The sequence below is a fragment of the Microbacterium sp. bgisy207 genome (assembly GCF_965345035.1).
In the GTDB taxonomy this organism is placed as follows: Bacteria; Actinomycetota; Actinomycetes; order Actinomycetales; family Microbacteriaceae; genus Microbacterium.
In genome coordinates this window covers 103,732-125,336 of sequence record NZ_CBDRMG010000005.1, presented here as the reverse complement: position 1 = coordinate 125,336, position 21,605 = coordinate 103,732, and the positions used below count along the sequence as shown (strand labels likewise).

Annotated in this window: 20 protein-coding genes; 6 read left to right on the top strand and 14 right to left on the bottom strand. The window is 68.6% G+C overall.

The window, feature by feature from the left end; genetic code table 11:
* Nucleotides 1–22: 22 nt before the first annotated feature.
* Entirely contained in the window at nucleotides 23–940 is a 918-nt protein-coding gene (locus tag ACSGC5_RS06260; protein WP_434969755.1) for an FtsQ-type POTRA domain-containing protein, read from the bottom strand.
* Between the two features lie 98 nt (nucleotides 941–1,038).
* The gene (murC, locus tag ACSGC5_RS06255) at nucleotides 1,039–2,445 is read right to left on the bottom strand and encodes a UDP-N-acetylmuramate--L-alanine ligase (RefSeq protein ID WP_434969754.1); all 1,407 of its coding nucleotides are present in this window, start codon (nucleotides 2,443–2,445) and stop codon (nucleotides 1,039–1,041) included.
* 104 nt (nucleotides 2,446–2,549) lie between these two features.
* On the opposite strand from murC, the gene ACSGC5_RS06250 reads away from it, so the two are divergent.
* Genes ACSGC5_RS06250 through ACSGC5_RS06235 form a run of 4 tightly spaced genes read left to right on the top strand, consistent with a single transcriptional unit; the run spans nucleotide 2,550 to nucleotide 5,636 of the window.
* Complete coding sequence (locus ACSGC5_RS06250) at nucleotides 2,550–2,918, top strand: PadR family transcriptional regulator (protein ID WP_434969753.1); 369 nt, start codon at nucleotides 2,550–2,552, stop codon at nucleotides 2,916–2,918.
* On the top strand, nucleotides 2,915–4,249 hold the full coding sequence (locus ACSGC5_RS06245; protein ID WP_434969752.1) for a hypothetical protein: 1,335 nt from the start codon (nucleotides 2,915–2,917) through the stop codon (nucleotides 4,247–4,249). The genes ACSGC5_RS06250 and ACSGC5_RS06245 overlap by 4 nt, the downstream gene beginning before the upstream one ends.
* Nucleotides 4,250–4,302: 53 nt before the next feature.
* Nucleotides 4,303–5,262: a hypothetical protein gene (locus ACSGC5_RS06240; protein WP_434969751.1), complete on the top strand. Its 960-nt coding sequence runs from the start codon at nucleotides 4,303–4,305 to the stop codon at nucleotides 5,260–5,262.
* Entirely contained in the window at nucleotides 5,259–5,636 is a 378-nt protein-coding gene (locus ACSGC5_RS06235) for a GntR family transcriptional regulator (RefSeq protein ID WP_434969750.1), read from the top strand. Before ACSGC5_RS06240 ends, ACSGC5_RS06235 begins: the two co-directional genes overlap by 4 nt.
* A gap of 98 nt (nucleotides 5,637–5,734) precedes the next feature.
* On the opposite strand, the gene ACSGC5_RS06230 is transcribed toward ACSGC5_RS06235, so the two are convergent.
* The 10 genes from ACSGC5_RS06230 to ACSGC5_RS06185 form a co-directional block, all read right to left on the bottom strand.
* Nucleotides 5,735–6,805 (bottom strand): UDP-N-acetylglucosamine--N-acetylmuramyl-(pentapeptide) pyrophosphoryl-undecaprenol N-acetylglucosamine transferase, encoded by a 1,071-nt coding sequence (locus tag ACSGC5_RS06230; protein WP_434969749.1) that lies wholly within the window; start codon nucleotides 6,803–6,805, stop codon nucleotides 5,735–5,737.
* A 53-nt stretch (nucleotides 6,806–6,858) separates the two neighbouring features.
* Nucleotides 6,859–8,094 (bottom strand): putative lipid II flippase FtsW, encoded by a 1,236-nt coding sequence (gene ftsW / locus ACSGC5_RS06225; protein ID WP_434969748.1) that lies wholly within the window; start codon nucleotides 8,092–8,094, stop codon nucleotides 6,859–6,861.
* Nucleotides 8,051–9,610 carry a UDP-N-acetylmuramoyl-L-alanine--D-glutamate ligase gene (murD, locus tag ACSGC5_RS06220; RefSeq protein WP_434969747.1) on the bottom strand — a complete coding sequence of 520 codons (1,560 nt, stop codon included), beginning with the start codon at nucleotides 9,608–9,610 and terminating at the stop codon, nucleotides 8,051–8,053. The genes ftsW and murD overlap by 44 nt, the downstream gene beginning before the upstream one ends.
* Nucleotides 9,607–10,716, bottom strand: coding sequence for a phospho-N-acetylmuramoyl-pentapeptide-transferase (gene mraY / locus ACSGC5_RS06215; protein ID WP_434969746.1), 1,110 nt, complete (start codon nucleotides 10,714–10,716; stop codon nucleotides 9,607–9,609). Before mraY ends, murD begins: the two co-directional genes overlap by 4 nt.
* A complete protein-coding gene (locus ACSGC5_RS06210) occupies nucleotides 10,713–12,125 on the bottom strand; it encodes a UDP-N-acetylmuramoyl-tripeptide--D-alanyl-D-alanine ligase (protein WP_434969745.1) in 1,413 nt (470 codons plus the stop codon). The genes mraY and ACSGC5_RS06210 overlap by 4 nt, the downstream gene beginning before the upstream one ends.
* 24 nt (nucleotides 12,126–12,149) lie before the next feature.
* On the bottom strand, nucleotides 12,150–13,886 hold the full coding sequence (locus ACSGC5_RS06205; RefSeq protein ID WP_434969744.1) for a peptidoglycan D,D-transpeptidase FtsI family protein: 1,737 nt from the start codon (nucleotides 13,884–13,886) through the stop codon (nucleotides 12,150–12,152).
* Between the two features lie 44 nt (nucleotides 13,887–13,930).
* A complete protein-coding gene (locus tag ACSGC5_RS06200) occupies nucleotides 13,931–14,518 on the bottom strand; it encodes a hypothetical protein (protein WP_434969743.1) in 588 nt (195 codons plus the stop codon).
* Entirely contained in the window at nucleotides 14,515–15,468 is a 954-nt protein-coding gene (gene rsmH / locus ACSGC5_RS06195; protein ID WP_434969742.1) for a 16S rRNA (cytosine(1402)-N(4))-methyltransferase RsmH, read from the bottom strand. The genes ACSGC5_RS06200 and rsmH overlap by 4 nt, the downstream gene beginning before the upstream one ends.
* A 99-nt stretch (nucleotides 15,469–15,567) precedes the next feature.
* Nucleotides 15,568–15,999 carry a division/cell wall cluster transcriptional repressor MraZ gene (mraZ, locus tag ACSGC5_RS06190; protein ID WP_434969898.1) on the bottom strand — a complete coding sequence of 144 codons (432 nt, stop codon included), beginning with the start codon at nucleotides 15,997–15,999 and terminating at the stop codon, nucleotides 15,568–15,570.
* A 296-nt stretch (nucleotides 16,000–16,295) separates the two neighbouring features.
* A complete protein-coding gene (locus tag ACSGC5_RS06185; RefSeq protein WP_434969741.1) occupies nucleotides 16,296–16,664 on the bottom strand; it encodes a DUF3040 domain-containing protein in 369 nt (122 codons plus the stop codon).
* 66 nt (nucleotides 16,665–16,730) lie between these two features.
* Here ACSGC5_RS06185 and ACSGC5_RS06180 point away from each other — a divergent pair, with 66 nt between their 5' ends.
* Nucleotides 16,731–17,825, top strand: a complete 1,095-nt coding sequence (locus ACSGC5_RS06180) for a polyprenyl synthetase family protein (protein WP_434969740.1) — start codon at nucleotides 16,731–16,733, stop codon at nucleotides 17,823–17,825.
* A 7-nt stretch (nucleotides 17,826–17,832) separates the two neighbouring features.
* Here the strand turns inward: ACSGC5_RS06180 and ACSGC5_RS06175 are convergent, their stop codons facing one another.
* Nucleotides 17,833–18,189, bottom strand: coding sequence for an Rv2175c family DNA-binding protein (locus ACSGC5_RS06175; RefSeq protein WP_434969897.1), 357 nt, complete (start codon nucleotides 18,187–18,189; stop codon nucleotides 17,833–17,835).
* 119 nt (nucleotides 18,190–18,308) lie between these two features.
* On the opposite strand from ACSGC5_RS06175, the gene pknB reads away from it, so the two are divergent.
* Nucleotides 18,309–20,261 carry a Stk1 family PASTA domain-containing Ser/Thr kinase gene (pknB, locus tag ACSGC5_RS06170; protein WP_434969739.1) on the top strand — a complete coding sequence of 651 codons (1,953 nt, stop codon included), beginning with the start codon at nucleotides 18,309–18,311 and terminating at the stop codon, nucleotides 20,259–20,261.
* Nucleotides 20,262–20,267: 6 nt separating this feature from the next.
* Here the strand turns inward: pknB and ACSGC5_RS06165 are convergent, their stop codons facing one another.
* A complete protein-coding gene (locus ACSGC5_RS06165) occupies nucleotides 20,268–21,605 on the bottom strand; it encodes a class II 3-deoxy-7-phosphoheptulonate synthase (protein WP_434969738.1) in 1,338 nt (445 codons plus the stop codon).

Sequence of the window (21,605 nt, the reverse complement as noted above, 5' to 3'; positions counted from 1 at the left end):
ACGACGTCGGGCGGCTAGCGCCTCACTGGATCACCACGGCCGATGGCGACGAAACGTCGTATCGGGAGACCGTCTCGGGGGGCCGAGATCGCATCGCTGCCGACAACGCGATCGCCTTGTCCGCCGACTCATCGGCATTGCCCCAGACGATCTGCGTACCGGTTCCGCCCAGAGTCAGGGTGACATCGTTCGGTGTCGTCGCCGAGGCCTCGGTGACCTGGAGCATGATCTCTGCGGGCAGCGATCGAAGCACATGGCCGAGCGCGGCGAAGGCATCGGATGCCGTCCCCCCGGTGACCTCGAGCACGGGGCGACCGGCGGCCGGCGTCTGCGTCGTGGACAGCGCGACACCGGCTGCATCCACGAGCGTGAACCCGGCGGGCGAGGCGATGACCCCGATCGGGGTGCGCTCCACGACCCTCACGATCAGATCGTGCGGCGGCCGCGCCTCGACGGTGTACGACTCGACCAGGGGGAAAGCGACCAGCGCAGCCTTGATGGCGCTCTCATCGACAAGAGGCAGCGGAGTGCCCAGCTGCGACGACAACGCGTCAGACACGGCCTGTGCGTCCAACTGCTCCGCGCCCGCGACGGTGATGGTCTCGACGGCGAAGAGCGGGCTGTAGGCCGCACCGACGCTGCCGAGCGCCACGAGCACGACGGCGGCGAGGGAACCGAGCCAGACCGCCCGGCGACGTCGTGCCCGAGCCGTGAACCGACGCACCTCCGATTTCAACGCCCGCCGGCGCGCTCGCGCAGCGCGCCACACCTCGCGTGCTCCCACGGCCTCTGAACCGCCGCCCGGATCGTTTCCCGACGCCGGTGGGGATCCGATTCCCGGGACCGCCTGCGCGGGCGAGTCATCCGTCGCCCCCGTGTCGGTCACGGGGGTATCCGTCCTCCGCGCGTCGGGCGTCAACGGCAGAATCGGCGCGGTCATCTCCGCATCCGCGCTCTCGCGACCGAGCTGATCACGGGGGTCACTCTCGGACGCCGGCGGTCGACCGGAGGGAGGAAGCGGGGTCGGCCGGCGCACGGCTACTCCCCCGGTGCGTCTGAGCGGCGAAGCGCCGCGAGCACGTCGGGGACGATGAGGTTGACGTTCCCACACCCCAGGGTGATCACGAAGTCGCCGTCCCGCGCGATCGAGGCGGTGTAGGCGGCGGCGGCGCTCCAATCCGCTTCGAAGTGGACGCGGTCGGCATCCGTGAACCGGCGCGAGACGAGCTCGCCCGTGACGCCGGGGATCGGGTCTTCCCGTGCTCCGTAGACATCGAGGACGACGGTGTGGTCCGCGTGCGTCTCCAGCACCTGGGCGAACTCTGCGGCCATCTGCTGCGTTCGCGAGTAGGTGTGCGGCTGATGCAGCGCGATGATGCGCCCGTCGCCGACGACGGTGCGGGCGGCGGCGAGAGCCGCAGCGACCTCGGTCGGATGGTGGGCGTAGTCGTCGTACACGCTCACACCGCGCTCGATTCCGTGCAGTTCGAAACGCCGCACGGTGCCGGCGAAGGTCGCCACCGACCGCACCGCATCCGGGAAGGCATGACCGAGCGTGAGTAGAACAGCCACAGCCCCGGCGGCGTTGACGGCGTTGTGCTCGCCGGGGATCGCCAGGGTCGCCGAGACCGTCTGATCGGCGTGGGTGAGCTCGAACGACACCGGCCCGTCCGTTCGGATCCCGTGCACACGGACGTCGGCGTCGGGGGACTTCCCGAAGGTCACGACGCGCGGGTGGGTCAGGTGCGGGAGGATGCGGCGGGTGCCCTCGTCGTCCGAGGACAGCACGATCGCCTCCCGGGCCTTGTTGCCGAAGCTCGCGAATGCGGCGTCGAAGGCCTCTCGGGTGCCCCAGTGATCCAGGTGGTCGGGGTCGATGTTGGTGATGAGCGCAACCGCCGTGTCGTAGAGCAGGAACGTGCCATCCGACTCGTCAGCTTCGATGACGAACAGGTCGTCGACACCGGTTCCGCTCGAGACGCCGAGGTCAGCGATCACGCCCCCGTTGACGAAGCTCGGGTCGGCTCCGAGCGCCCGAAGCGCCGTCACGATCATGCCCGTCGAGGTCGTCTTGCCGTGCGCGCCTGCGACGGAGACCAGCGGACGACGGCCGATCAGCCAGTACAGCGCCTGCGACCGGTGGATGACCGGGAGTCCCCGCTGCTTCGCGGTGACGAACTCGGGGTTCTCGGGCCAGATCGCGCCGGTGTGGATGACGGTGTCGGCGTCACCGAGGTACGCGGCATCGTGGCCGACGTGCACCCGCGCGCCGCGCGCGGCGAGCGCCCGTAGAGCAGCACTGTCGGCGCGGTCGGATCCCGAAACGCGGATGCCGCGATCGAGGAACATGCCGGCAAGGCCGGACATGCCCGATCCGCCGATACCGATGAAGTGCGCGGCCTCGATGGATTCGGGAATCGGGAGACTCAGGTCGGGTCTGATCATGACCCGTCAATCCTAGGTCGGCGCCGCTGAGGATCTCCTTCGGCGCGCGGCCTCTCGCAGGGCTTGAGCTATGGATATTCCATTTTCAGGAATATTCTTGATCCATGGCTACTTCCCGACCTGACACTGCCTTCTGGATTCTGACGGCGCTCGCGAGCGGACCGCAGCACGGCTACGGCATCCTTCGGGGCGTATCCGAGGCATCCAGCGGCACAGCGTCCCTCAAGACCGCGACCCTCTACGCGACGCTCGATCGCCTGACCGCGAGCGGCGCTGTCGAGGTCTCGGGCGAAGAGATCGTGGATGGGCGCGCTCGCCGCTACTTTCGCCTCACACCCCAGGGACGGACTCAGCTCGAGAGCGAAACCGCCGAGCTTGAGCAGCGGGTCGCCGCCGCACGCAGGGCGCTGGGCCCCGCAGCGAGCGGCGGCGCGACACCGCGCCCCGCTCATCCGCGGAGCGCTCTGGCATGAGCCGCGACCGAGACAGTTTCGATCGCCTCGTCCGCTGGTACCCGCGCTGGTGGCGCGACGCGAACGCGGCGGCGTTCGTGGGAACCGCCATGGATGCTGCCGAAGCAGCCGGTCTGCGCACGCCATCGCGCGGTGAGCGAGTGGCGGCAGCGCTGGCGGGCCTGGGCACCCGACTCGACGCAACCACCGCGCGCGTCGCCAGCGTTGCAGCTCTGGTCTTGTCGGCGTTCGTCGCAGCGGCAGGTCAGTTCGGGTGGCCATTCACGGCCCCGTGGCTGTTCACGGCGAGTCTCGCAATCCAGGTCGGCCTGGTTCCGGCTCTGTGGTGGACAGTCGCTCTCGCCTGCGCGCGGCACCGTCTCCATCTCGATCCGACACGCACGCTGCTCGCGCTGGGCATCGCGATGATCGCGGCAACCGGCGCCGCACTCGCCTTCGCGTCCTGGAGCGTCGGGTTTGATGAGGCAGACGCTGGCGGCCCGCGCTCCCTCTTCTCGGCGCTGTTTCCTGCCTTCCTTGCGCTCGGATCGACGGCAGCCGCATGTGCGGTGCTCATCGCGGTCAGCGACCGCCTCCCGCGTCACCGTGGGATGCGGATGCTGATCGTCGCCACGAGCATGATGGGCGCTGCGTTGTCGCTTCCCCTCGTAGCCGTCATGCTCATGTCACCGATCACGACACTCCTCGTCTCCGGATCCGCGGTTGTGATCGTCGCTCTCGCCTGGCCCGACCACCGCGAGCGCACCAGTGCGACAGCCTCAGCTGGCGACTCCGACGCGGACGTGGGCGGTCGGCGGCGCGCAGCGCGGGCGCTCGCTGTTGCCGCCAGCGTGATGTCACTCCTGGGGATCGCTTTCGCGGTCTCGGGGCCTCTGTACACGACCCTCGATGGCACCGAGGCGATGATCGTCGGAATGCGAGCCGCGGCCGGATGCGGCATCCTCGTGGTCCTCGCGCTGGCCCTGCGCGCCCCCCGCGGCAGCTCGACCCAGCGGTGGGCGGTCTGGGGAGCCGCGACGCTGGGCGCACTCACCCTCGTCCTCGTGATGACAGCGTGGGGAACGCTCCTGCCGTCGGGCAACCCCCGCCTGATCGGCGCCGTGGTCTGGCTTCTTCCGGCGGCCGCGATCGTCTGGGTCGTGTGGGCCGCTTCGTGGCGAAACCGCTCCCTCGCCCTGGCCATCAGCCTCGTCGTCGGGGTGTCGTTACCTCTAGTCGGGCAGCTCCTTGCGGCGGTTCTCGGCATCCTGACGCCGATCGTCGCAATCGTGGTGGCATGCCTGCGCGTGACGGCACCCGGGCCGCAGCGAGTGCAGGTCGACGCCGCCTGAACCTGTCTTGCATCTGTATCGACACATTATGACAATGTTGATACAAAGGAGACATGTCTGTGGAGTTCGGCTTGGTCTGGTTCAGCGCAGCGCTCCTGTGCGCACTCGCCCTCGTGCCGATCGTCTACCTCGTCAGGAGCCGGCGGCTCGACCTGAGCGCACAACAAGCCGCGCGCTACGAGCGAGTAGCGAAGCTGCCGTTCGGAACGGGCGAGAACTACGTGCGGGTGCGTGAGCGGCTGACTCGACGCGGTCGCACCGCCATGTGGGGCGTGCTCGCCGCGCTCGTCGTCTGGAGCCCCTTCGTCCTCTGGGGTGCGTCGTGGGGCTCATCGCTGTTCCTCTGGCTGATCACACTCTCGATCGTCATCGGCGTGCTGACCGTCTCTTCGGTGGCTGAAACCGTTCACGATCAGCTGCGGGCACCGAGCGCGGATACCCCGCGCGTCGCACACTCGCGGCGACTCACCACACAGGACTACCTTCAGCCCTGGCGCTGCGCCCTCGCCCCCGTGGCCCTCGGTGCTGCGTCCGCGGGCGTGACGGCAGTCCTCGCGTGGTGGATTGCCCAGCCCGGCCGCATCGCGACCGACACCGTGCTGTGGTGCGTCGGGTTTCTCGCCTTCGCGATCATCGTTTTCGTCGTGATGCGCGTGATGGAGCGCGTCGTCCTTTCCCAGCCCCAGGTCGCCAGCGATGACCTCCAGCTGGCGTGGGACGACCTGTTCCGCGCGGACGCGCTATGGTCCCTGCGCAGTGCCGCGACGATGGCCGCGGCGCTGCCTCTGGGAATGGCTGCGGGAACGCTCACCCTGACACCGATAGCCGTCGCGCCGCCCGAGCTCACCACGATCATGAGCTCATGGACCCCGGTGCTGATCGGCGCGACACAGGTGACCTACTCCCTGGGGCTCGGCAGGATGGCGGCGTCGCGCTACCCGGCCGCGTTCCGCCCGCAGGGCCGGCGCTCGCCCGCCATGTCGGGCACCCTCCCCCAGGGAGACGGCGCATGATCGTCATCGACCCGACCTCGCACACACCGCCGTTTGAACAGCTCCGCGCACAGTACGTCGCCGCGATTGCGAGCGGTGAGCTCCCGCCGGGGTCGAGGCTCCCGACGGTGCGTCGGCTCGCCGGCGACCTGGGCGTTGCACCGGGCACCGTCGCCCGGGCCTATCGGGAACTCGAGGCATCCGGCCTCATCGAGACGCGTGGCCGTCATGGGACGTTCGTTTCCGTTGACGAGAACGCTGCTCTCGGCCAGATCCAACGCGCCGCGGCCGCGTTTGCCGAACAGGTCCGCGGTCTGCGCGTGGACACGGACCAAGCTCTCGCCGCTGTGAGTGCGGCACTCAGGAGCACAGGAGCGGACCAGACCCACACGTGAGCGTCGGCCCGGCCGGGGCACTCTCAGTCGCATCGAGCGGCGTCCCACGAATGCCGGGTCCGCCGCATTCGGCGACGTGACCCTCGGCGCCGCGGGGACTAGCCGAGAGCCTCGTCGATCATGGCGATCACGTTCTCCGTGCCGGTACGGATGCCGATCGCGGCGGCCCGCTCGGCCATGCGCTGCCGTTCCCGGGTGTCGGTCAGGAGGGGCAGGATCCGCTCGCGCACAGCGTCGGCGGTGAACTCGGCGTCCGGGATGAGCCGCGCAGCACCGTGCTCCACCGCCGATGCCGCGTTCAGCGCCTGCTCACCGTTGCCCACGGCGTAGGGAACATAGACCGCGGGGATGCCCAGAGCGCTGATCTCGCTCACGGTCGCCGCGCCCGAACGCGAGACGATGAAATCGCACGCGGCGAAGGCGAGATCCATCCGGTCGACGTAGCGGCGGAGCGCGTAGCCCTGCTCCCCCGGATCCTCGAGGTCAGAACGATCGCCGGTGACATGGAGCAGCTGCCAGCCGACATCCAGAACATCGCGCCACGATCCCGCGAACGCCGTGTTGAGCCGCAACGCCCCGAGGGAGCCACCGAACACGAGAAGAGTCGGACGGTCGGGGTCGAGCCCGAAGTGAGCGGCTCCTTCGGCACGGTGGGCCGCACGGTCGAGATCCTCGATCTCGCGGCGAAGCGGCATTCCCACGACCCGCGCGCGCGGGAGCGGAGTGCCCTCGAACGCGACGCCGACACCCGCGGCGCGCCGAGCGCCGAGCCGGTTCGCGAGCCCTGGACGCGCGTTGGCCTCGTGGACCACGAACGGGATGCCGGCACGCCGGGCCGCGACGTAGGCGGGCGCCGACGCATAACCGCCGAAGCCGACCACGACCTCCACCCCGTGGGTCGCGATGTGTGCCCGCACCTGGGCGACCGCGCGCCGGAATCGTCCGGGGAACGCGACGGCGGCGCGATCCGGACGCCGCGGGAACGGCACTTTGTCGACGACGAGCAGGTCGTATCCTCGCTGCGGCACGAGTCGGGACTCCAGACCCTCCGCCGTCCCGAGGACGCGGACGTCGGCATCCGTCTGCCGTGCGCGAAGTCCGTCAGCCACCGCAAGCAGCGGGTTCACGTGCCCGGCGGTCCCGCCACCGGCCAGCAGGTAGGTCGTCACCGTCCGACCCTATCTCGGCCAGAGTGTCGCGCGCCGAAGGCCGCAGTTCGCGGTCAGCGCCGGGCCGCGGCAGGTCGCGCAGAAGCGACGCTCTTCATCGGGATCGTACGCGCGAACGCCAAGAGAACACCTGTGGCAACGAGCACGGAGACGAGGGATGTGCCCCCCTGGGACATGAACGGCAACGGGACACCCAGCGGCGGGAACAGGCGGAGGACCACACCGATGTTGATCAGCGCCTGGCCGACGATCCACACGGTGATCGCGCCGGCAACGATCCGCACGAACGTGTCGTCAGTCTTGCGGACGATGTGAAAAGCGCCGATCGCGTAGATCGCGAACAGCCCGAGCACGACGATCGCGCCGATGAGGCCGAGCTCTTCACCGACGATGGCGAAGATGTAGTCGCTCGCGGCTGCGGGAAGCCACTCGTACTTCTCCTTCGAGTTCCCGAGGCCGAGGCCGAAGATGCCACCGCCGGCCAGTCCCCAGATCGCGTGCAGGGGCTGGTAGCACGTGTCGAGGTAGTCGGCGGCGCAATCGGTGTTGAAGACGCTCAGGATGCGTTCCATCCGGTTCGGGCTGGTTACCGCCAACGCCGCCACCGCAACGATCGCACCCAGCACCGGGATGATGAAGACCCGTAGCTTGACGCCCGAGAAGAACAAAGCACCGAGCGACAGCAGGAACAGCACCATGGCGGTGCCGAGGTCGTGGCCGGCCAGGACCGTGGCGATCACCGCCGCGGTGACGGGAACGACGGGGATGAACACGTGCCGCCAGTCCCCCAGCAGCGTGCGCTTGCGGAAGAGGATGAACCCGAGCCAGAGCGCCAGCGAGAGCTTGAGGAACTCGGACGGCTGAGCCTGCATCCCCCCAATGCTGATCCAGTTGCGGTTCCCGCCGTCCTCCACACCGAGGGGCGTGAACACCAGCAGCTGGAACGCTGTCGTGGCGATGAGCGCCGGCCACGCGATCCGTTTCCAGAAGCTGACCGGCAGCCGGCTTGCGATGAACATCAGCGGCAGACCGATCGCGGCGAACACCGCCTGCTTGATCACGGCGTCGTACGGCGCCTGCCCCGCCGCCGTGGCTGTCGCACTCGTGGCCGAGAGGACCATCACGAGACCGAAGACGGTCAGCAGCACCGCGGTCGAGGAGATGAGCAGGAACTCCCCCGCGACGGGACGGAACAGCGAACCCAGGGAGACGCGGGCAGCGAGCCCGCGTCGGGGCGTGGGCTCGTCAGGCTCCTGCGGGAGGGGACGGATCGGCGTCGGTGTCGCCATCGGCGCCCCTTCCCACTCGGTCTCGAACCGCGGCGGCGAACTTCTCGCCCCGGTCGGCGTAGGAGGCGAACTGGTCGAAGGATGCGGCAGCGGGGGCAAGGAGTACGACGTCCCCGTCCGCCACGATTCCGATCGCCAGGTCCACGACCTGCGCCATGACATCCCCAGTCTCATCGGCAACGACCTCGTGCAGCGGCACGTCGGGCGCGTGTCGCTCGAACGCCGCTCGCACCGCGTCCCGTTGCTCGCCGATGACGATGGCGGCTTTCACGAGGGGGCCGCGCGCTGACACGAGGCTCGTGATGTCCACTCCCTTGAGCAGTCCGCCGACGATCCAGACCGATCCCGGGTACGCCGCCAGCGACGACGCCGCCGCGTGGGGGTTGGTCGCCTTCGAGTCATCCACCCATGTGACCCCGGCGACCGTCGCGACGACCTCCATCCGGTGCGGATCGAGGCGGAACTCGCGCAGCGCGGCGGCGATGGCTGCGGGCGGCACATCGAGGGAGCGGGCCAGCGCGCTCGCGGCGAGGATGTTGGCGACGACGTGGGGAGCCGCGAGCCCGAGTTCCTGCAACTCCGCCACGGTCGTGAGCTCGAGCGCGCTGCGGTGGCGCTCAGCGAGGAAGGCCCGGTCGACGACGATGCCGTCGACGACACCGAGATCGCTGGGGCCGGGTACCCCCAGATCGAACCCGATCGCGCGGGCCCCGTCGATCACGTCAGCCTGCTCGACCATCTCGCGGGTCGCGGTATCCGACTTGTTGTAGACGCACGCGACGCGGGTGTTGTCGTACACGTGTGCTTTCGCGTCACGATAGGCCTGGAACGAGCCGTGCCACTCCAGGTGGTCGTCGGCGAGGTTCAGACACACTGCGGCATGCGGTGAGACCGGCTCGGGCGATGACTGCAGACCGAGATACCAGAGCTGATGGCTGGAGAGCTCGACGACGAGCACGTCGAATCCCGAGGGGTCGCGGACGGCATCCAGAATCGGAGTCCCGATGTTCCCGCACGGCACCGCGCGCAGGCCGCCCGCGACCATCATCGTGGCGGCAAGACGCGTGGTGGTCGTCTTCCCGTTGGTCCCCGTCACCAAGACCCAGTCGGCGGGATCGCCGCCGGGACGGACAACCTTGTCCCGGACCCGCCACGCCAGTTCGATGTCGCCCCACAGCGGAATGCCGCTCTCCTGCGTCCAGCGGACGACGGGATGGGTCGGACTGAACCCCGGCGAGGCGATCACGACCTCGGGGGCGAACTCGACCAGGTCCGCGGGCGGAGCGCTGAGCGGCCCGATCGCCGACCGGACTCCGATCACCGGCAGGAGCCGTTCGTAGGCGGGATCGGCCCGTTCGGCGACGACCAGCACGTCCGCTCCGAGCTCCGCCATGGTGTCCGCAACGGAGAATCCGGTGACGGATAGTCCCAGCACCGCGACGCGCAGTCCACGCCAGTCGGCGTGCCAGCTCGTGAGGGCGTCCAGCCGTGAGGACGTCGATGACCTCTCGCTCATGTACGTGCGAGCCACTCGACGTAGAACAGACCGACCCCGGTGACGGCCAGTCCCGCCGCGATGATCCACATCCGGATCACGATGTTGGTCTCCGACCACCCTCGCATCTCGAGGTGGTGGTGGAACGGACTCATGAGGAACAGGCGCTTCCCCCTCGTGAGCTTGAAGTACACGCGCTGCAGGATGACCGAGCCGGGGCCGATGATGAAGGCGCCGGCGGTGAGGACCGTGAGGATCTCGGTGTGGGAGAGGATCGAGACGGCGGCGATGACACCTCCGATCGCCATGGACCCCACATCACCCATGAACACCTGCGCCTTCGGCGCGTTCCACCAGAGGAATCCGACCAGGGAGGCGACGAACGTGGCGGAGATGATGGTCAGATCGAGAGGATCTCTCGTCTGATAACAGGCCTGCTGGTAGGCGGCGACGAGGTCTGCGCCGTCGCATCGCTGCTGGAACTGCCAGAACGTCGTGAGGCTCATCGCGCCGATCGTGAACACGCCGACGCCGGCGGCCAACCCGTCGAGGCCGTCGGTGACGTTGGTGCTGTTGGACCAGGCGACGCCGATGAACGAGATCCAGGCGACGTACAGCAGGATGCCGAGCGCCACCGGCAAGGCGAGGAAGTTCAGCACAGAGATATCGCGGAACACCGACACATATGCTGTCGCGGGCGTTTGACCCTGAGCATCCGGGAACTGGAGTGCGACGAGGGCCCACGGAACGATGACGATGACCTGACCGACGATCTTGCGCCATCCGGACAGCCCGAGGCTGCGCTGACTGCGCAGCTTCATGTAGTCGTCGATGAATCCGACGAGGGCGAAGCCGACCATCATCCAGATCACGAGGAAACCCGAGAGCGTGGGTGGTGTGCCGCCCGCGTACGTCCCGATCAGGTATCCCAGGGCCGTGCCGAGGACGAAGATGACGCCGCCCATGGTCGGTGTGCCGCGCTTGAGCGCGTGCTGCGGATTGTTGCCGGCTTCGGGAGTGCGGATGACCTGCCCCCAGCCCCAGCGTCGGAACAGCCGCAGGAAGACCGGTGTGAGAAACAGCGAGAACGACAGGGCGATCGCCGACGCCATCAGAAGGGATCTCACGAGAAGGATTCTCCCAGACGGTCGCCGAGGTGCCGCAGCCCCGCGGAATTGGAGGACTTGACCAGGACACGGTCACCGTCACGAAGCTCGGTCAGCAGGTAGGCGTAGGCCTCGTCCGCCGTCTCGAAGAACACCGCCTCGCCATCCCACGACCCTTCGCTGATCGCGGCGAGGTAGAGGCGGCGCGCGTCGGCACCGATCACCACGATGCGCTGGATGCGCAGCCTCACGGCGAGCAGACCCACGCGGTCGTGTTCCTCCCCCGCGTACTCGCCCAACTCGCTCATCGCCCCGAGTACCGCCACGGTTCGCTGGTGCGGCGCGGTGATCTGGGCGAGCGTGCGAAGCGCCGCCGCCATCGAATCGGGACTCGCGTTGTAGGCGTCGTTGATGATGCGCACGCGATCCGAGCCCATGGGCTGCATCCGCCACCGCTCCGCGAGCTCCATCGTCTCGAGCCGCTCGATGCACGCGGCGGGGCTGACGTCGAGACTTGTCGCCGCAGCGATGGCCGCCAACGCGTTCATCACGTGGTGCTCGCCGAGCACACGCAGCACCACGGGATAGGGCTCGCCATCGATGACGACGCGGAACCGTGTCCCCTCGGGCGTGACCTCCACATCGTCCGCGCGAACATCTGCGCGCGCGCCTCGTCCGAACCATCGCACGGACGCGCCTCGTTCGGCAGCGATGCCTGCCATCGCAGCAACGCGCGGGTCATCCGCGTTGAGGACCGCGACGCCCCCCTCGCGGACGGCGTGGATCAGCTGGGACTTCTCGACGAACGTGGACTCGATACCGCCGAATCCGCCGGCATGAGCCATGCCCACCATCAGCACCACGCCGACGTCAGGCAGGACCAGCCCTGCCAGACGCGCGATTTCGCCCGGCGCGCTCGCCCCGAACTCGCTGACGAGGTAGCGGGTGCGTTCGGTGATGCGCAGCATCGTCAGCGGCGCGCCGACCTCGTTGTTGAACGACGCCTGCGGTGCGACGGTCTCGTCCTCGGCCTCGAGGATCCGCGCCAGCATGTTCTTCGTCGTCGTCTTGCCGTTGGATCCGGTGATCCCGACGATCCGGAGGCTCCCCCGCGCGCGAACCTCGGCCACGACGTACCGGGCGAGATCGGCCAGGGCGTGGACCGCACCCGGCACCACGATCTGCGTGACGGCGACGTCGACGGGCCGCTCGACGATCGCGAGCGTCGCGCCGCGTTCGACCGCGGCGGCGGCGAAGTCGTGCCCGTCGGCATGCTCACCGGGCTTGGCGACGAAGATCCCGCCGGGCTCGATCAGGCGGGAGTCGGTATCGACGATCCCCGCGACGACGGTCTCGGGAGTGTCGCCGCCGTGCAGCATGAGGGTACCGCCGAGGACATCGGCGATGCGGGAGAGGGGCAGGCTGATCATGCGCGAAGTGACGTGCCGTCGCGATCAGCCGAAGGTCGGAAGATCTGGCGAGGCGGAGTTCGAAGGCATCACCCGGTAGGTCTTGAGCACCTGGGTCATCGCCTCACGGAACGCCGGCGCGTTGGCACTAGACGACTTTACCGTGGTCGGCTCATCGAGTGTCACCACGACGACGTACTGCGGGTCATCAGCCGGAGCGAATCCGGCGATGGTCGTGAAGTACGAACCGACCTTGTAGGTGCCCGCACCCGGGTCGACCTTCTCGGCCGTACCGGTCTTGAGCGCCAGGCGGTATCCCGCGATCCCGACCTGGTCGGACACCGATCCCTTGCTGGCAACGTTCTCGAGCATGTCGGCGACCTGCCGGGCGGCAGCCGAGCCGATCACCTGGGTGGGCTCCCCGGTCTCGGGCGTGGTGATCGTCCCGTCGGCGGCCGTGCAGGACTCGACCAGCCGAAGCGGCAGCTTCAGACCGCCGTTCGCGATCGCCTGGTAGGCGCTGGCCAGTTCGGGGACCGTCGTCGTCAGACCCTGCCCGTAGGACGTGTTGTACTTCGTCTGGTTGTCCCACTCCCGCGGGTCCCGCACGAGACCTTGCGCTTCGCCCCAGAAGTCGACATCCGTCCCCTGCCCGATCCCGAAGCGCGTGAAGTAGTCATAGCGCGCCTGGTCGCTCATCATCCCCGCGAACGTGGAGATACCGACGTTCGAGGAGTTCACGAGAACGCCGTTGAGGGTGTACTGGTAGTCGGGGTGGGGCAGGTCATCTCGGACGCTGGCGCCATTGTCGAACGTCTGACGGAAGGGCACGTGCACCACAGAGCCGGGACTGGCAGTTCCGGAATCGACGAGCATCGCCGCCGACAGCGCCTTGAACGTCGAGCCGGGCTCGAAGGTGGCATGGAAGATCCGGCTCTCCCGATCGGCGGGGTCGACCGCCCCCGGTGCGTTGGGGTCAACGGTCGGGTACTCGGCTGCCGCACGGATCGCCCCGGTCTTGACCTCGACGACGAAGATCGTCCCGGACCTGGCTCCCGTGTTCTGGGTCTGCTCGGCGATCAGCTGCTGCAGATACCACTGCAGGTCTCGGTTGATCGTCAGCTGCAGGGTGCCCCCGTCGACCGCGGGAATCTCGGTCGATGTGCCGGGGATGATGACTCCGTCGCCGCCGCGCTGATAGCGGATCTCGCCGTCCGTTGAGGCGAGGCAAGAGTTCTGCGCCGCCTCCAAGCCCGCGAGCGGTGTCGCGTCGGAGCCGACGAACCCGACGACGTTCCCGCCGACGGCGCCATCCGGGTACGTGCGCGCGGGGTGCGGCACGAAGGCAAGATAGGGAAGCCCCAACGCGGCGAGCTCACGGTACTGCGCTGTCGTGAGGCCCCGCTTGAGCATCGCGTACCGGCTCTCCGGGTTCTCGTCGAGAGCGGCCGTCACGATCGCCTGAATCTCCTCGGCGGGCTGGCCCGTGATCGCACCGATCTCGGCGGAGATCGTCTCCCACGGGACATCGACCTCCTCGCCGTCGATCTCGCGTTCGACCGGGCCGACGAGCATGGGGTCCAGCTGCGCGTCATAGAGCACGATGCTGCCCGCAAGGACCGCCCCGTTCTCGTCGATGATGGCCCCGCGCGTCCCATAGGTCTTCTGCGAGCCCGAGAGGCCGAGCTCGAGCGACTGCGCGACATGCTCCTTGGCATTGACGACCTGGATGTCGACGAGACGGATGACGAAAGCGGCGAGCACCGCGAGTACAACGGCCATCGCGACGACGGTGCGGCGCCGGGGGCTTCGCGTGCTGCGTCCGGTCATCGCGTCGTGGGGGTCGGCAGGCCGTCGGTGAGCGCGGGGGGAACGACGGACTGGCCGGCGGCATCGGTTACGTCGACAGGCACCCCTTCGATCGTCGCGGCGGGATCGGTGATCAGCGGGGTATCGGTGATGAGCGCGTTGGCCACGGCTCCCCTTCCGACGGCATCGATGGATGACTGCCAGCTCGCCGCCTGCGACGCTCCCACCAGTGCCCCATCCGAGAGTCTGAGGAAGGTGGGCGCTTCACTGATGACCATACCCAGCGCCGACGCGTTCGCTGCGAGGTACTGCGGCGAGCTGAGACCCGCGACCTCGTCATACAGAATCTGGCGGTCCCAGGTGAGCTGCCGCTGCTGCGCCGTGAGTGTCGAGAGCGCATAGGTGTCCTGCGTGGTCAGGATCGAGACGACCATCTGGGCCGCGACGATCGCGGCCGCTCCCAAGACCGCCACGATTCCATAGAGCACGCGCGGACGACGACGGGCCGCGGGGCGCTCCACGGGACGCAAGTGCGGGGTGGCCGGAGTGTCCGGGCGTACGCTCGGCGCGAACTCATCGATCGCTGCCAACAGGTCCGCGCTCATGCGGCGTCCTTCACTCGCTCGGCCGCCCGCAGGCGAACGGGGGCGGCGCGCGGGTTGCGCGCCTTCTCGGCATCCGATGCGAGCTCGGCGCCCTTGACCAGCAGGCGGAATTGCGCCGCGTGCTCGGGAAGCTCGACCGGCAGGCCTGCCGGTGCGGTGGATCGGATCGCCTGGGCCAGGACGCGCTTGACGAGCCGATCCTCGAGGGACTGGTAGGACATGACGACGAGTCGCCCGCCGACCACGAGAGCGTCCAGCGCGGCAGGCAGCGCGACCTCGAGCGCCGAGAGCTCGCCGTTCACTTCGATCCGCAGGGCCTGGAAGACGCGCTTCGCGGGGTGACCGGCGTTCTTGAGCGCGGCCGGTGTCGCAGCCTGCAGGATCTCGACGAGCTCTCCGGACCGCTCGATCGGCCGCTGCTCGCGCGCCCGGATGATGGCGCGGGCGTATCTGGCAGCCAGCTTCTCCTCGCCGTAGCGCTCGAAGATCCGACGCAGATCGCCCTCCCCGTAGGTGGCGAGCACATCGGCCGCGGTGATCCCCGCGGACTGGTCCATGCGCATGTCCAGCGGCGCATCCTGCGCGTACGCGAATCCCCGATCGGCGACATCCAGCTGCAGGGAGGAGACGCCGAGGTCGAACAGGATCCCGTCGACCCGCGCGAACCCCTCGCCGCGGGTCGCGTCGGTGATTCCGTCATAGACGGTGTGAACGGGGCGGAGACGGTCGCCGAAGCGGGCGAGCCGCTCAGAAGCGATGCGGAGAGCATCCGTGTCGCGATCAAGCCCGATCACGGTCAACGACGGGAACCGCTCGAGGAGGGCCTCGGTGTGCCCGCCCATCCCGAGTGTCGCATCGACGAGAACGGGCGCATCCCCCTCGAGTGCAGGAGCCAGGAGCTCGATGCAGCGCTCGAGAAGGACGGGGGTGTGGATGTCGCGCAGGTTCATGATGTCGGGCCGGACCGCTGGGCTCTGATCCCCATCCGCTGAAGACCTGGCGCCGGGGAAGTGCGTCAGGGCCCCGCAGATGGGCATCACAACCGAGGGTCAGAACAGGCCGGGGATCACCTCCTGCTCCATCTCCGAGTAGGTCTCCTCGTTTCCTTCGAGGTAGTCGTTCCACGCCTTGGCATCCCAGATCTCGGCGTGGGCGCCCACACCCGTCACCACGAGCTCCCGCTCGAGGCCGGCGTATGCCCGCAGCGGCGGGGGGATCGTGATGCGGTTCTGGCTGTCGGGGGTCTCGGCGCTTGCGCCGGACAGGAACATGCGCAGAAAGTCGCGGGCTTGCTTGTTGGTGAGTGGGGCTTCGCGGATGCGGTCGTGGACGCGCTCGAACTCTTCGGCCGAGAAGACGTAGAGGCAGCGTTCTTGACCGCGGGTGACGACGATTCCCGCGCCGAGGTCGTCGCGAAACTTCGAGGGCAGGATGACGCGTCCTTTGTCGTCGAGCTTCGGAGTGTGAGTCCCCAGCAGCATCCGCGTCACCCCCCCTTCGTCCGGCCCCTCCAGGTTGAGCGCCACTTTACTCCACTTCCCTCCACTTTGTCACCACTTCGATGGCACGCCGCTCCCCCGGCAGGCCGGAACGCCTGTTTCGCCGGGCAGGGCGCGGTGGTGAAAGCACCCGCGGGGCGCTGGAGTGAAGGCGTGACGCTGGGCGTTAACGACGAAACGCCGACCCGAAGGTCGGCGTTCGGTGGCTCCCGCTGGGGGGCCGTGGGGGGAGGTGGAGATCCGCGTGGAGCGGAGTGGAGGGCCGATGACCCCTCGGGTCAGCGGCCTTCCTGGCGGCGGTCCCACCGCTCGTTCATGCGGTCCATGAAGCTCGCCCCGGTGCGGCTGGCGGCCGGGCGCTGCTCATCGCGGACCCGCTCTGCCTCGGTGCGCTTGGCAGGCGTGACCGCGACGATCACGCCGGCGATCATGGCCAGGAAGCCGAGGACTCCCACGACGATCAACTGAATGGCGACGCCCACGATGAGGGCGCCGATGCCGGCGAGCACGAGGATCGTGCCGTAGACGACGTTGCGATACGAGAGACTCCCACCGCCGCCGGATGCCGAAACGACATCCGCGTCGTTGCGCATGAGATGGCGCTCCATCTCGTCGAGCAGACGCTGCTCCTGTTCGGAGAGTGGCATGAGATCCCCCTCGGGCTGGATCGGTGGCACGATTCTACGCGCGCCGTCGATTACTAGGCTAGGCCCGTGTCAGTAGGTAGTGATGCGGTTGCGGCAGTTTCCCAGCGAGTCGAGGACTTCCTCGCGGTCAGGGAAGCCGAGGCGGCACTGTTCGGGGACGAAGCGATCCTGCTGCACGAGGCAGCCGCCGACGCCGTGCGCGGCGGCAAGCGACTTCGCGCGCGGTTCTGCTTCGCGGGGTGGCGAGCCGTCCGCGAGTATGCCGGCACCTCCCTCACCCCCACGGATGACGTGCTCGCTGCGGCAGCCGCTCTCGAGGTCTTCCACGCCGCTGCGCTCGTGCACGACGACATCGTCGACAACTCCGACACTCGCCGTGGCCGTCCCGCCGCCCATCGCGCCCTCGAGGCCGCCCATCGGGCACGAGGGTGGGTCGGCGACGCGGCTCGGTTCGGGCGCTCCGGAGCGCTTCTGCTCGGCGACCTCCTCGTCGCGTGGAGCGATGATCTCCTCGAAGAGGGTCTGGCGCACGCGGATCGAGAGGCTGCGTCCGCCGGCCGCGAGGAGTTCGCCGTCATGCGCCGCGAGGTCACGGTCGGACAATTCCTCGATGTCGCCGAAGAATCGGCATACGTCACGGATGCCGATGATCGCCACGCCGAGCGGGCGCTGCGCGTAGCCTCACTCAAGTCTGCGCGTTACAGCATCCAGCAGCCGCTCGCCATCGGCGCGGCGATCGCGGGAGCGAGCACGGCACAGCGCGCGGCGCTGGTCGCCTTCGGGCACCCCATTGGCATGGCCTTCCAGCTACGAGATGACGTCCTCGGGGTCTTCGGCGACGCCGAGTCGACCGGCAAGCCGTCCGGAGACGACCTGCGAGAGGGCAAACGGACCGTCCTCGTCGCCTACACGCGGGAGGCGCTTTCACCCGGGTCTCGGCGCCTGTTCGACGAGATGCTCGGAGATCCGCAGCTGGAGCCGGATCAGATCGCGGCGATGCAGCAGACCATCCGCGAGACCGGCGCGCTGGAGCGGACAGAAGCGCTCATCCTCGAGTACACCCGCACGGCGGAGCGTGCCCTCTCGGGCGCGCCGCTGGGGAACCGAGCGGTCGGAGAGCTGCGAGACCTCGCGCGGGCGGCGACGGTCCGGATCACCTGAGGGCCGGTCAGGCGAGCGTCTGGGCGACTCGGCGCACCTCGCTCTTGCGCCCCGCCCGGAGCGCCTCGATGGGCGCGGTTCCGATCGTGTCGTCGTGCGCGAGCATCCAGTCGATCGCCTCGTCGTCGGTGAATCCCGCGTCGTGCAGGACGATGATCGTGCCCCGGAGTGAGGCGAGAGGTCGACCGCCGTCGATGAACACGGCCGGAACGGCGAAGGCACCGTGACGCTTCGAGCCGATCAGGTGTGACTCGTCCAGGAGCCGACGCACCCGACCGAGCGGTTCGCCGAGCACCTCGACGAGTTCGGGCATCGTGAGCCAAGCGGTGTCTGCTGCGGAGGTAGGGGTGGTCACGAAAGACATGATCTCACCACGTCGCACCATCCTCACCGCCATCTCCACGCTCTGCAGCCGGCCGGCGGTCGCGCTCACTCTGTGAGCCGCTCCCAGGCGGGGCCGCTCACGCTCCGTAGACTCGGTTCGTGAGCACCAGCGCGCAGACCGATCCCCTGATCGGCCGTCTCGTCGATGGCCGGTATCGGGTGCGCGCTCGCATCGCCCGCGGTGGCATGGCGACGGTGTACGTCGCCACCGACCTGCGCCTGGAACGCCGCGTCGCGCTCAAGGTCATGCACGGGCACCTGAGCGATGACACGGTTTTCCAAAGCCGGTTCATCCAGGAGGCGCGTGCGGCGGCACGCCTGGCCGACCCGCATGTCGTCAACGTCTTCGATCAGGGCAGCGATGGCGAGATCGCCTACCTCGTGATGGAGTACCTGCCCGGCATCACGCTGCGCGAGCTGCTGCGCGAACAGAAGCGCCTCACCGTGCCGCAGACGATCTCGATCATGGATGCCGTGCTCTCCGGCCTTGCCGCGGCACACCGGGCCGGCATCATCCACCGCGACGTCAAGCCCGAGAACGTCCTGCTTGCCGAGGACGGGCGCATCAAGATCGGCGACTTCGGCCTCGCCCGGGCAACGAGTGCCAACACGGCGACCGGCGCCCAGCTGATGGGCACCATCGCGTACCTCGCCCCCGAGCTGGTCACGCGCGGCACCGCGGATGCCCGCAGCGACATCTACAGTCTCGGCATCATGCTCTACGAGATGCTCACGGGTGAGCAGCCGTACCGCGGCGAGCAGCCGATGCAGATCGCGTTCCAGCACGCCACTGACTCGGTGCCGCGACCGAGCGTCAAGAACCCGGGGGTTCCCGAGCAGCTCGATGAGCTCGTGCTGTGGTCGACCGAGAAGAAGCCCGACGATCGCCCCGCGGATGCCATGGAGATGCTGCAGCGGCTGCGGGAGATCGAGCGGCACCTGGGGATCTCACCGCAGGTCGTCACGGCAGCGACGTCGGGGATGATCGATCGCGACGACGATCCCAGCCAGCTCACCAAGGTCCTCCCGGCGACGACCGGAAACCTCACCGTGCCCGCCAGCGAGGTCGACAATGCCGCCCTGCTGCGCCGCTCGGCGCAGCGCCAGGGCACGCGTACCGCCTGGATCGTGACGATCGTCATCCTTCTCGCGGTGCTGGCGGCCGGCATCGGCTGGTGGTTCGGATCCGGGCCGGGGTCGCAGGTCGTCGTGCCGTCGGTCGCGGGCCTGGATTACGAGGGTGCGGCAGCCCAGCTCGCGGCACAGAATCTCCTTCCCGAGCAGGCTGGCGAGAACAGCCTCGAGGTCGAGGAGGGGCTCGTTATCCGCACCGACCCTCCGGCCGGCGAGCGTGTCGACAAGGAGTCAACGGTCCGCGTCATCGTTTCCCTGGGGCCCGCGCAGCACGACATCCCGTCGGTGTCGGGCCAGCCCGCCACCGACGCACGCGTGACGCTGGCGGGGTATCAGTTGATCATCACCGAGCCCGACGCAGAGGTGTTCTCGGATGCCGCCGCGGGGACAGTGGTCGCCGTGTCGCTCACGCCCCGTGAGGGAGGCGACGTCGTCGACTGCACGAACGGGTGCACCGCCTTCGAAGGCGACACCGTCACGATGACCGTGTCGCTGGGTCCGGTGCCCGATGTCCGCGGCCTCTCCGTGGCTGCCGCCACCGAGACGCTCGAGGCCGCAGGCCTGAGCGTCTCCGGCGAGAAGATCGAGCAGTACGACGACGACGTCCCCGCCGGAGAGGTCATCGGCATCGCCGAGCGGTCGGAGGGCGGCTCGTGGCGCCCCGGCGACGCGGTGACCCTCATCGTCTCCAAGGGAGTCCAGCCCGTCGAAGTTCCCGCCGTGGTCGGACTATCGGTGCGCGACGCGGTGACGGTCCTCAAGGACGCGGGCTTCGAGGCCGAGACGGCACTGCCCGAGGGGAGCCTCTGGGACGTCTTCCGGGTCAACGCGATCGAGCCTCGGGCGGGAACCTTCCACGTTCCCGGCACCGTCATCACCATCACCGACATCGGGATCGGCGGGGGCGGCGACGACTGACCGCCGCTAGCGCTTCTCGAGCTCTTCCGCGACGAGGAACGCCAGCTCCAGAGACTGCATGTGATTCAGTCGCGGGTCGCACAGCGACTCGTACCGTGTCGCCAGACCAGCCTCGTCGATCATCTCGGAACCACCGAGGCACTCGGTGACATCGTCGCCCGTGAGCTCGACGTGGATGCCGCCGGGATGCGTTCCGACCGCGCGGTGGGCCTCGAAGAAGCCGCGCACCTCGTCGACGACGTCATCGAAACGGCGCGTCTTGTAGCCGGTCTGCGAGGTGATCCCGTTACCGTGCATCGGGTCGGTCACCCACAGCGGAGTCGCGCCGGACGCCTTCACAGCCTCCAGCAGCGGCGGCAGCGCGTCGCGGATCTTCCCTGCACCCATCCGGGTGATGAAGGTCAGCCGACCGGGCTCACGCTCGGGGTCCAGCTTGTCGATCAGCGCGAGCGCCGTCTCGGCGGTCGTGGTCGGACCGAGCTTGACGCCGATGGGGTTGCGGATGCGTGAGAAGTAGTCGACGTGTGCGCCGTCGAGGTCGCGGGTACGCTCCCCGATCCAGAGGAAGTGCGAGGACGTGTTGTAGGGCGTCCCGGTACGCGAGTCGATACGGGTCATGGGGCGCTCGTAGTCCATGAGCAGGCCCTCGTGCCCGGTGTAGAACTCGACCCGGCGCAACTCGTCGAAGTCAGCGCCGGCGGCCTCCATGAACTTGATCGCCCGATCGATCTCGGTCGCCAGGCGCTCGTAGCGCTGGTTGGCGGGGTTCTGCGCGAAGCCCTTGTTCCAGCTGTGCACCTCGCGCAGGTCGGCGAAACCACCCTGCGTGAAGGCACGGATGAGGTTCAGCGTCGACGCGGACGTGTGGTACGCCTTCAGCATCCGTGCCGGGTCTGCACGCCGCGAGGCTTCGGTGAAGTCGTATCCGTTCACGATGTCGCCGCGGTAGGCGGGCAGGGTGACATCGCCGCGGGTCTCGGTGTCGGACGAGCGGGGCTTGGCGAACTGACCCGCCATCCTCCCCATCTTCACGACCGGCATCGATGCGCCGTACGTCAGGACGACAGCCATCTGCAGGACGGTCTTGATGCGGTTGCGGATCTGTTCTGCTGTCGCGCCCGCGAAGGTCTCCGCGCAGTCACCCCCCTGAAGCAGGAACGCCTCGCCCGCGGCGGCGCGGCCGAGCTTCTCGCGGAGGATGTCGACCTCTCCGGCGAACACCAGGGGCGGGAGTGTGGCAAGCTCCGCAGACACCTCGACCGCAGCCTCAGGCGCATACCACGACGGCTGTTGCTTGATCGGGAGGGTACGCCAGTGGTCGAGCGGGTCGGTCTTCGAGAGCAT

Coding starts and splice junctions, on each gene's coding strand:
- ACSGC5_RS06260 (WP_434969755.1), bottom strand. CDS start 940: ATGACCGCGCCGATTCTGCCGTTGACGCCCGACGCGCGGAGGACGGAT.
- murC (WP_434969754.1), bottom strand. CDS start 2,445: ATGATCAGACCCGACCTGAGTCTCCCGATTCCCGAATCCATCGAGGCC.
- ACSGC5_RS06250 (WP_434969753.1), top strand. CDS start 2,550: ATGGCTACTTCCCGACCTGACACTGCCTTCTGGATTCTGACGGCGCTC.
- ACSGC5_RS06245 (WP_434969752.1), top strand. CDS start 2,915: ATGAGCCGCGACCGAGACAGTTTCGATCGCCTCGTCCGCTGGTACCCG.
- ACSGC5_RS06240 (WP_434969751.1), top strand. CDS start 4,303: ATGTCTGTGGAGTTCGGCTTGGTCTGGTTCAGCGCAGCGCTCCTGTGC.
- ACSGC5_RS06235 (WP_434969750.1), top strand. CDS start 5,259: ATGATCGTCATCGACCCGACCTCGCACACACCGCCGTTTGAACAGCTC.
- ftsW (WP_434969748.1), bottom strand. CDS start 8,094: ATGGCGACACCGACGCCGATCCGTCCCCTCCCGCAGGAGCCTGACGAG.
- murD (WP_434969747.1), bottom strand. CDS start 9,610: ATGAGCGAGAGGTCATCGACGTCCTCACGGCTGGACGCCCTCACGAGC.
- ACSGC5_RS06210 (WP_434969745.1), bottom strand. CDS start 12,125: ATGATCAGCCTGCCCCTCTCCCGCATCGCCGATGTCCTCGGCGGTACC.
- ACSGC5_RS06205 (WP_434969744.1), bottom strand. CDS start 13,886: ATGGCCGTTGTACTCGCGGTGCTCGCCGCTTTCGTCATCCGTCTCGTC.
- ACSGC5_RS06200 (WP_434969743.1), bottom strand. CDS start 14,518: ATGAGCGCGGACCTGTTGGCAGCGATCGATGAGTTCGCGCCGAGCGTA.
- rsmH (WP_434969742.1), bottom strand. CDS start 15,468: ATGAACCTGCGCGACATCCACACCCCCGTCCTTCTCGAGCGCTGCATC.
- mraZ (WP_434969898.1), bottom strand. CDS start 15,999: ATGCTGCTGGGGACTCACACTCCGAAGCTCGACGACAAAGGACGCGTC.
- ACSGC5_RS06185 (WP_434969741.1), bottom strand. CDS start 16,664: ATGCCACTCTCCGAACAGGAGCAGCGTCTGCTCGACGAGATGGAGCGC.
- ACSGC5_RS06175 (WP_434969897.1), bottom strand. CDS start 18,189: ATGTCTTTCGTGACCACCCCTACCTCCGCAGCAGACACCGCTTGGCTC.
- ACSGC5_RS06165 (WP_434969738.1), bottom strand. CDS start 21,605: ATGCTCTCGAAGACCGACCCGCTCGACCACTGGCGTACCCTCCCGATC.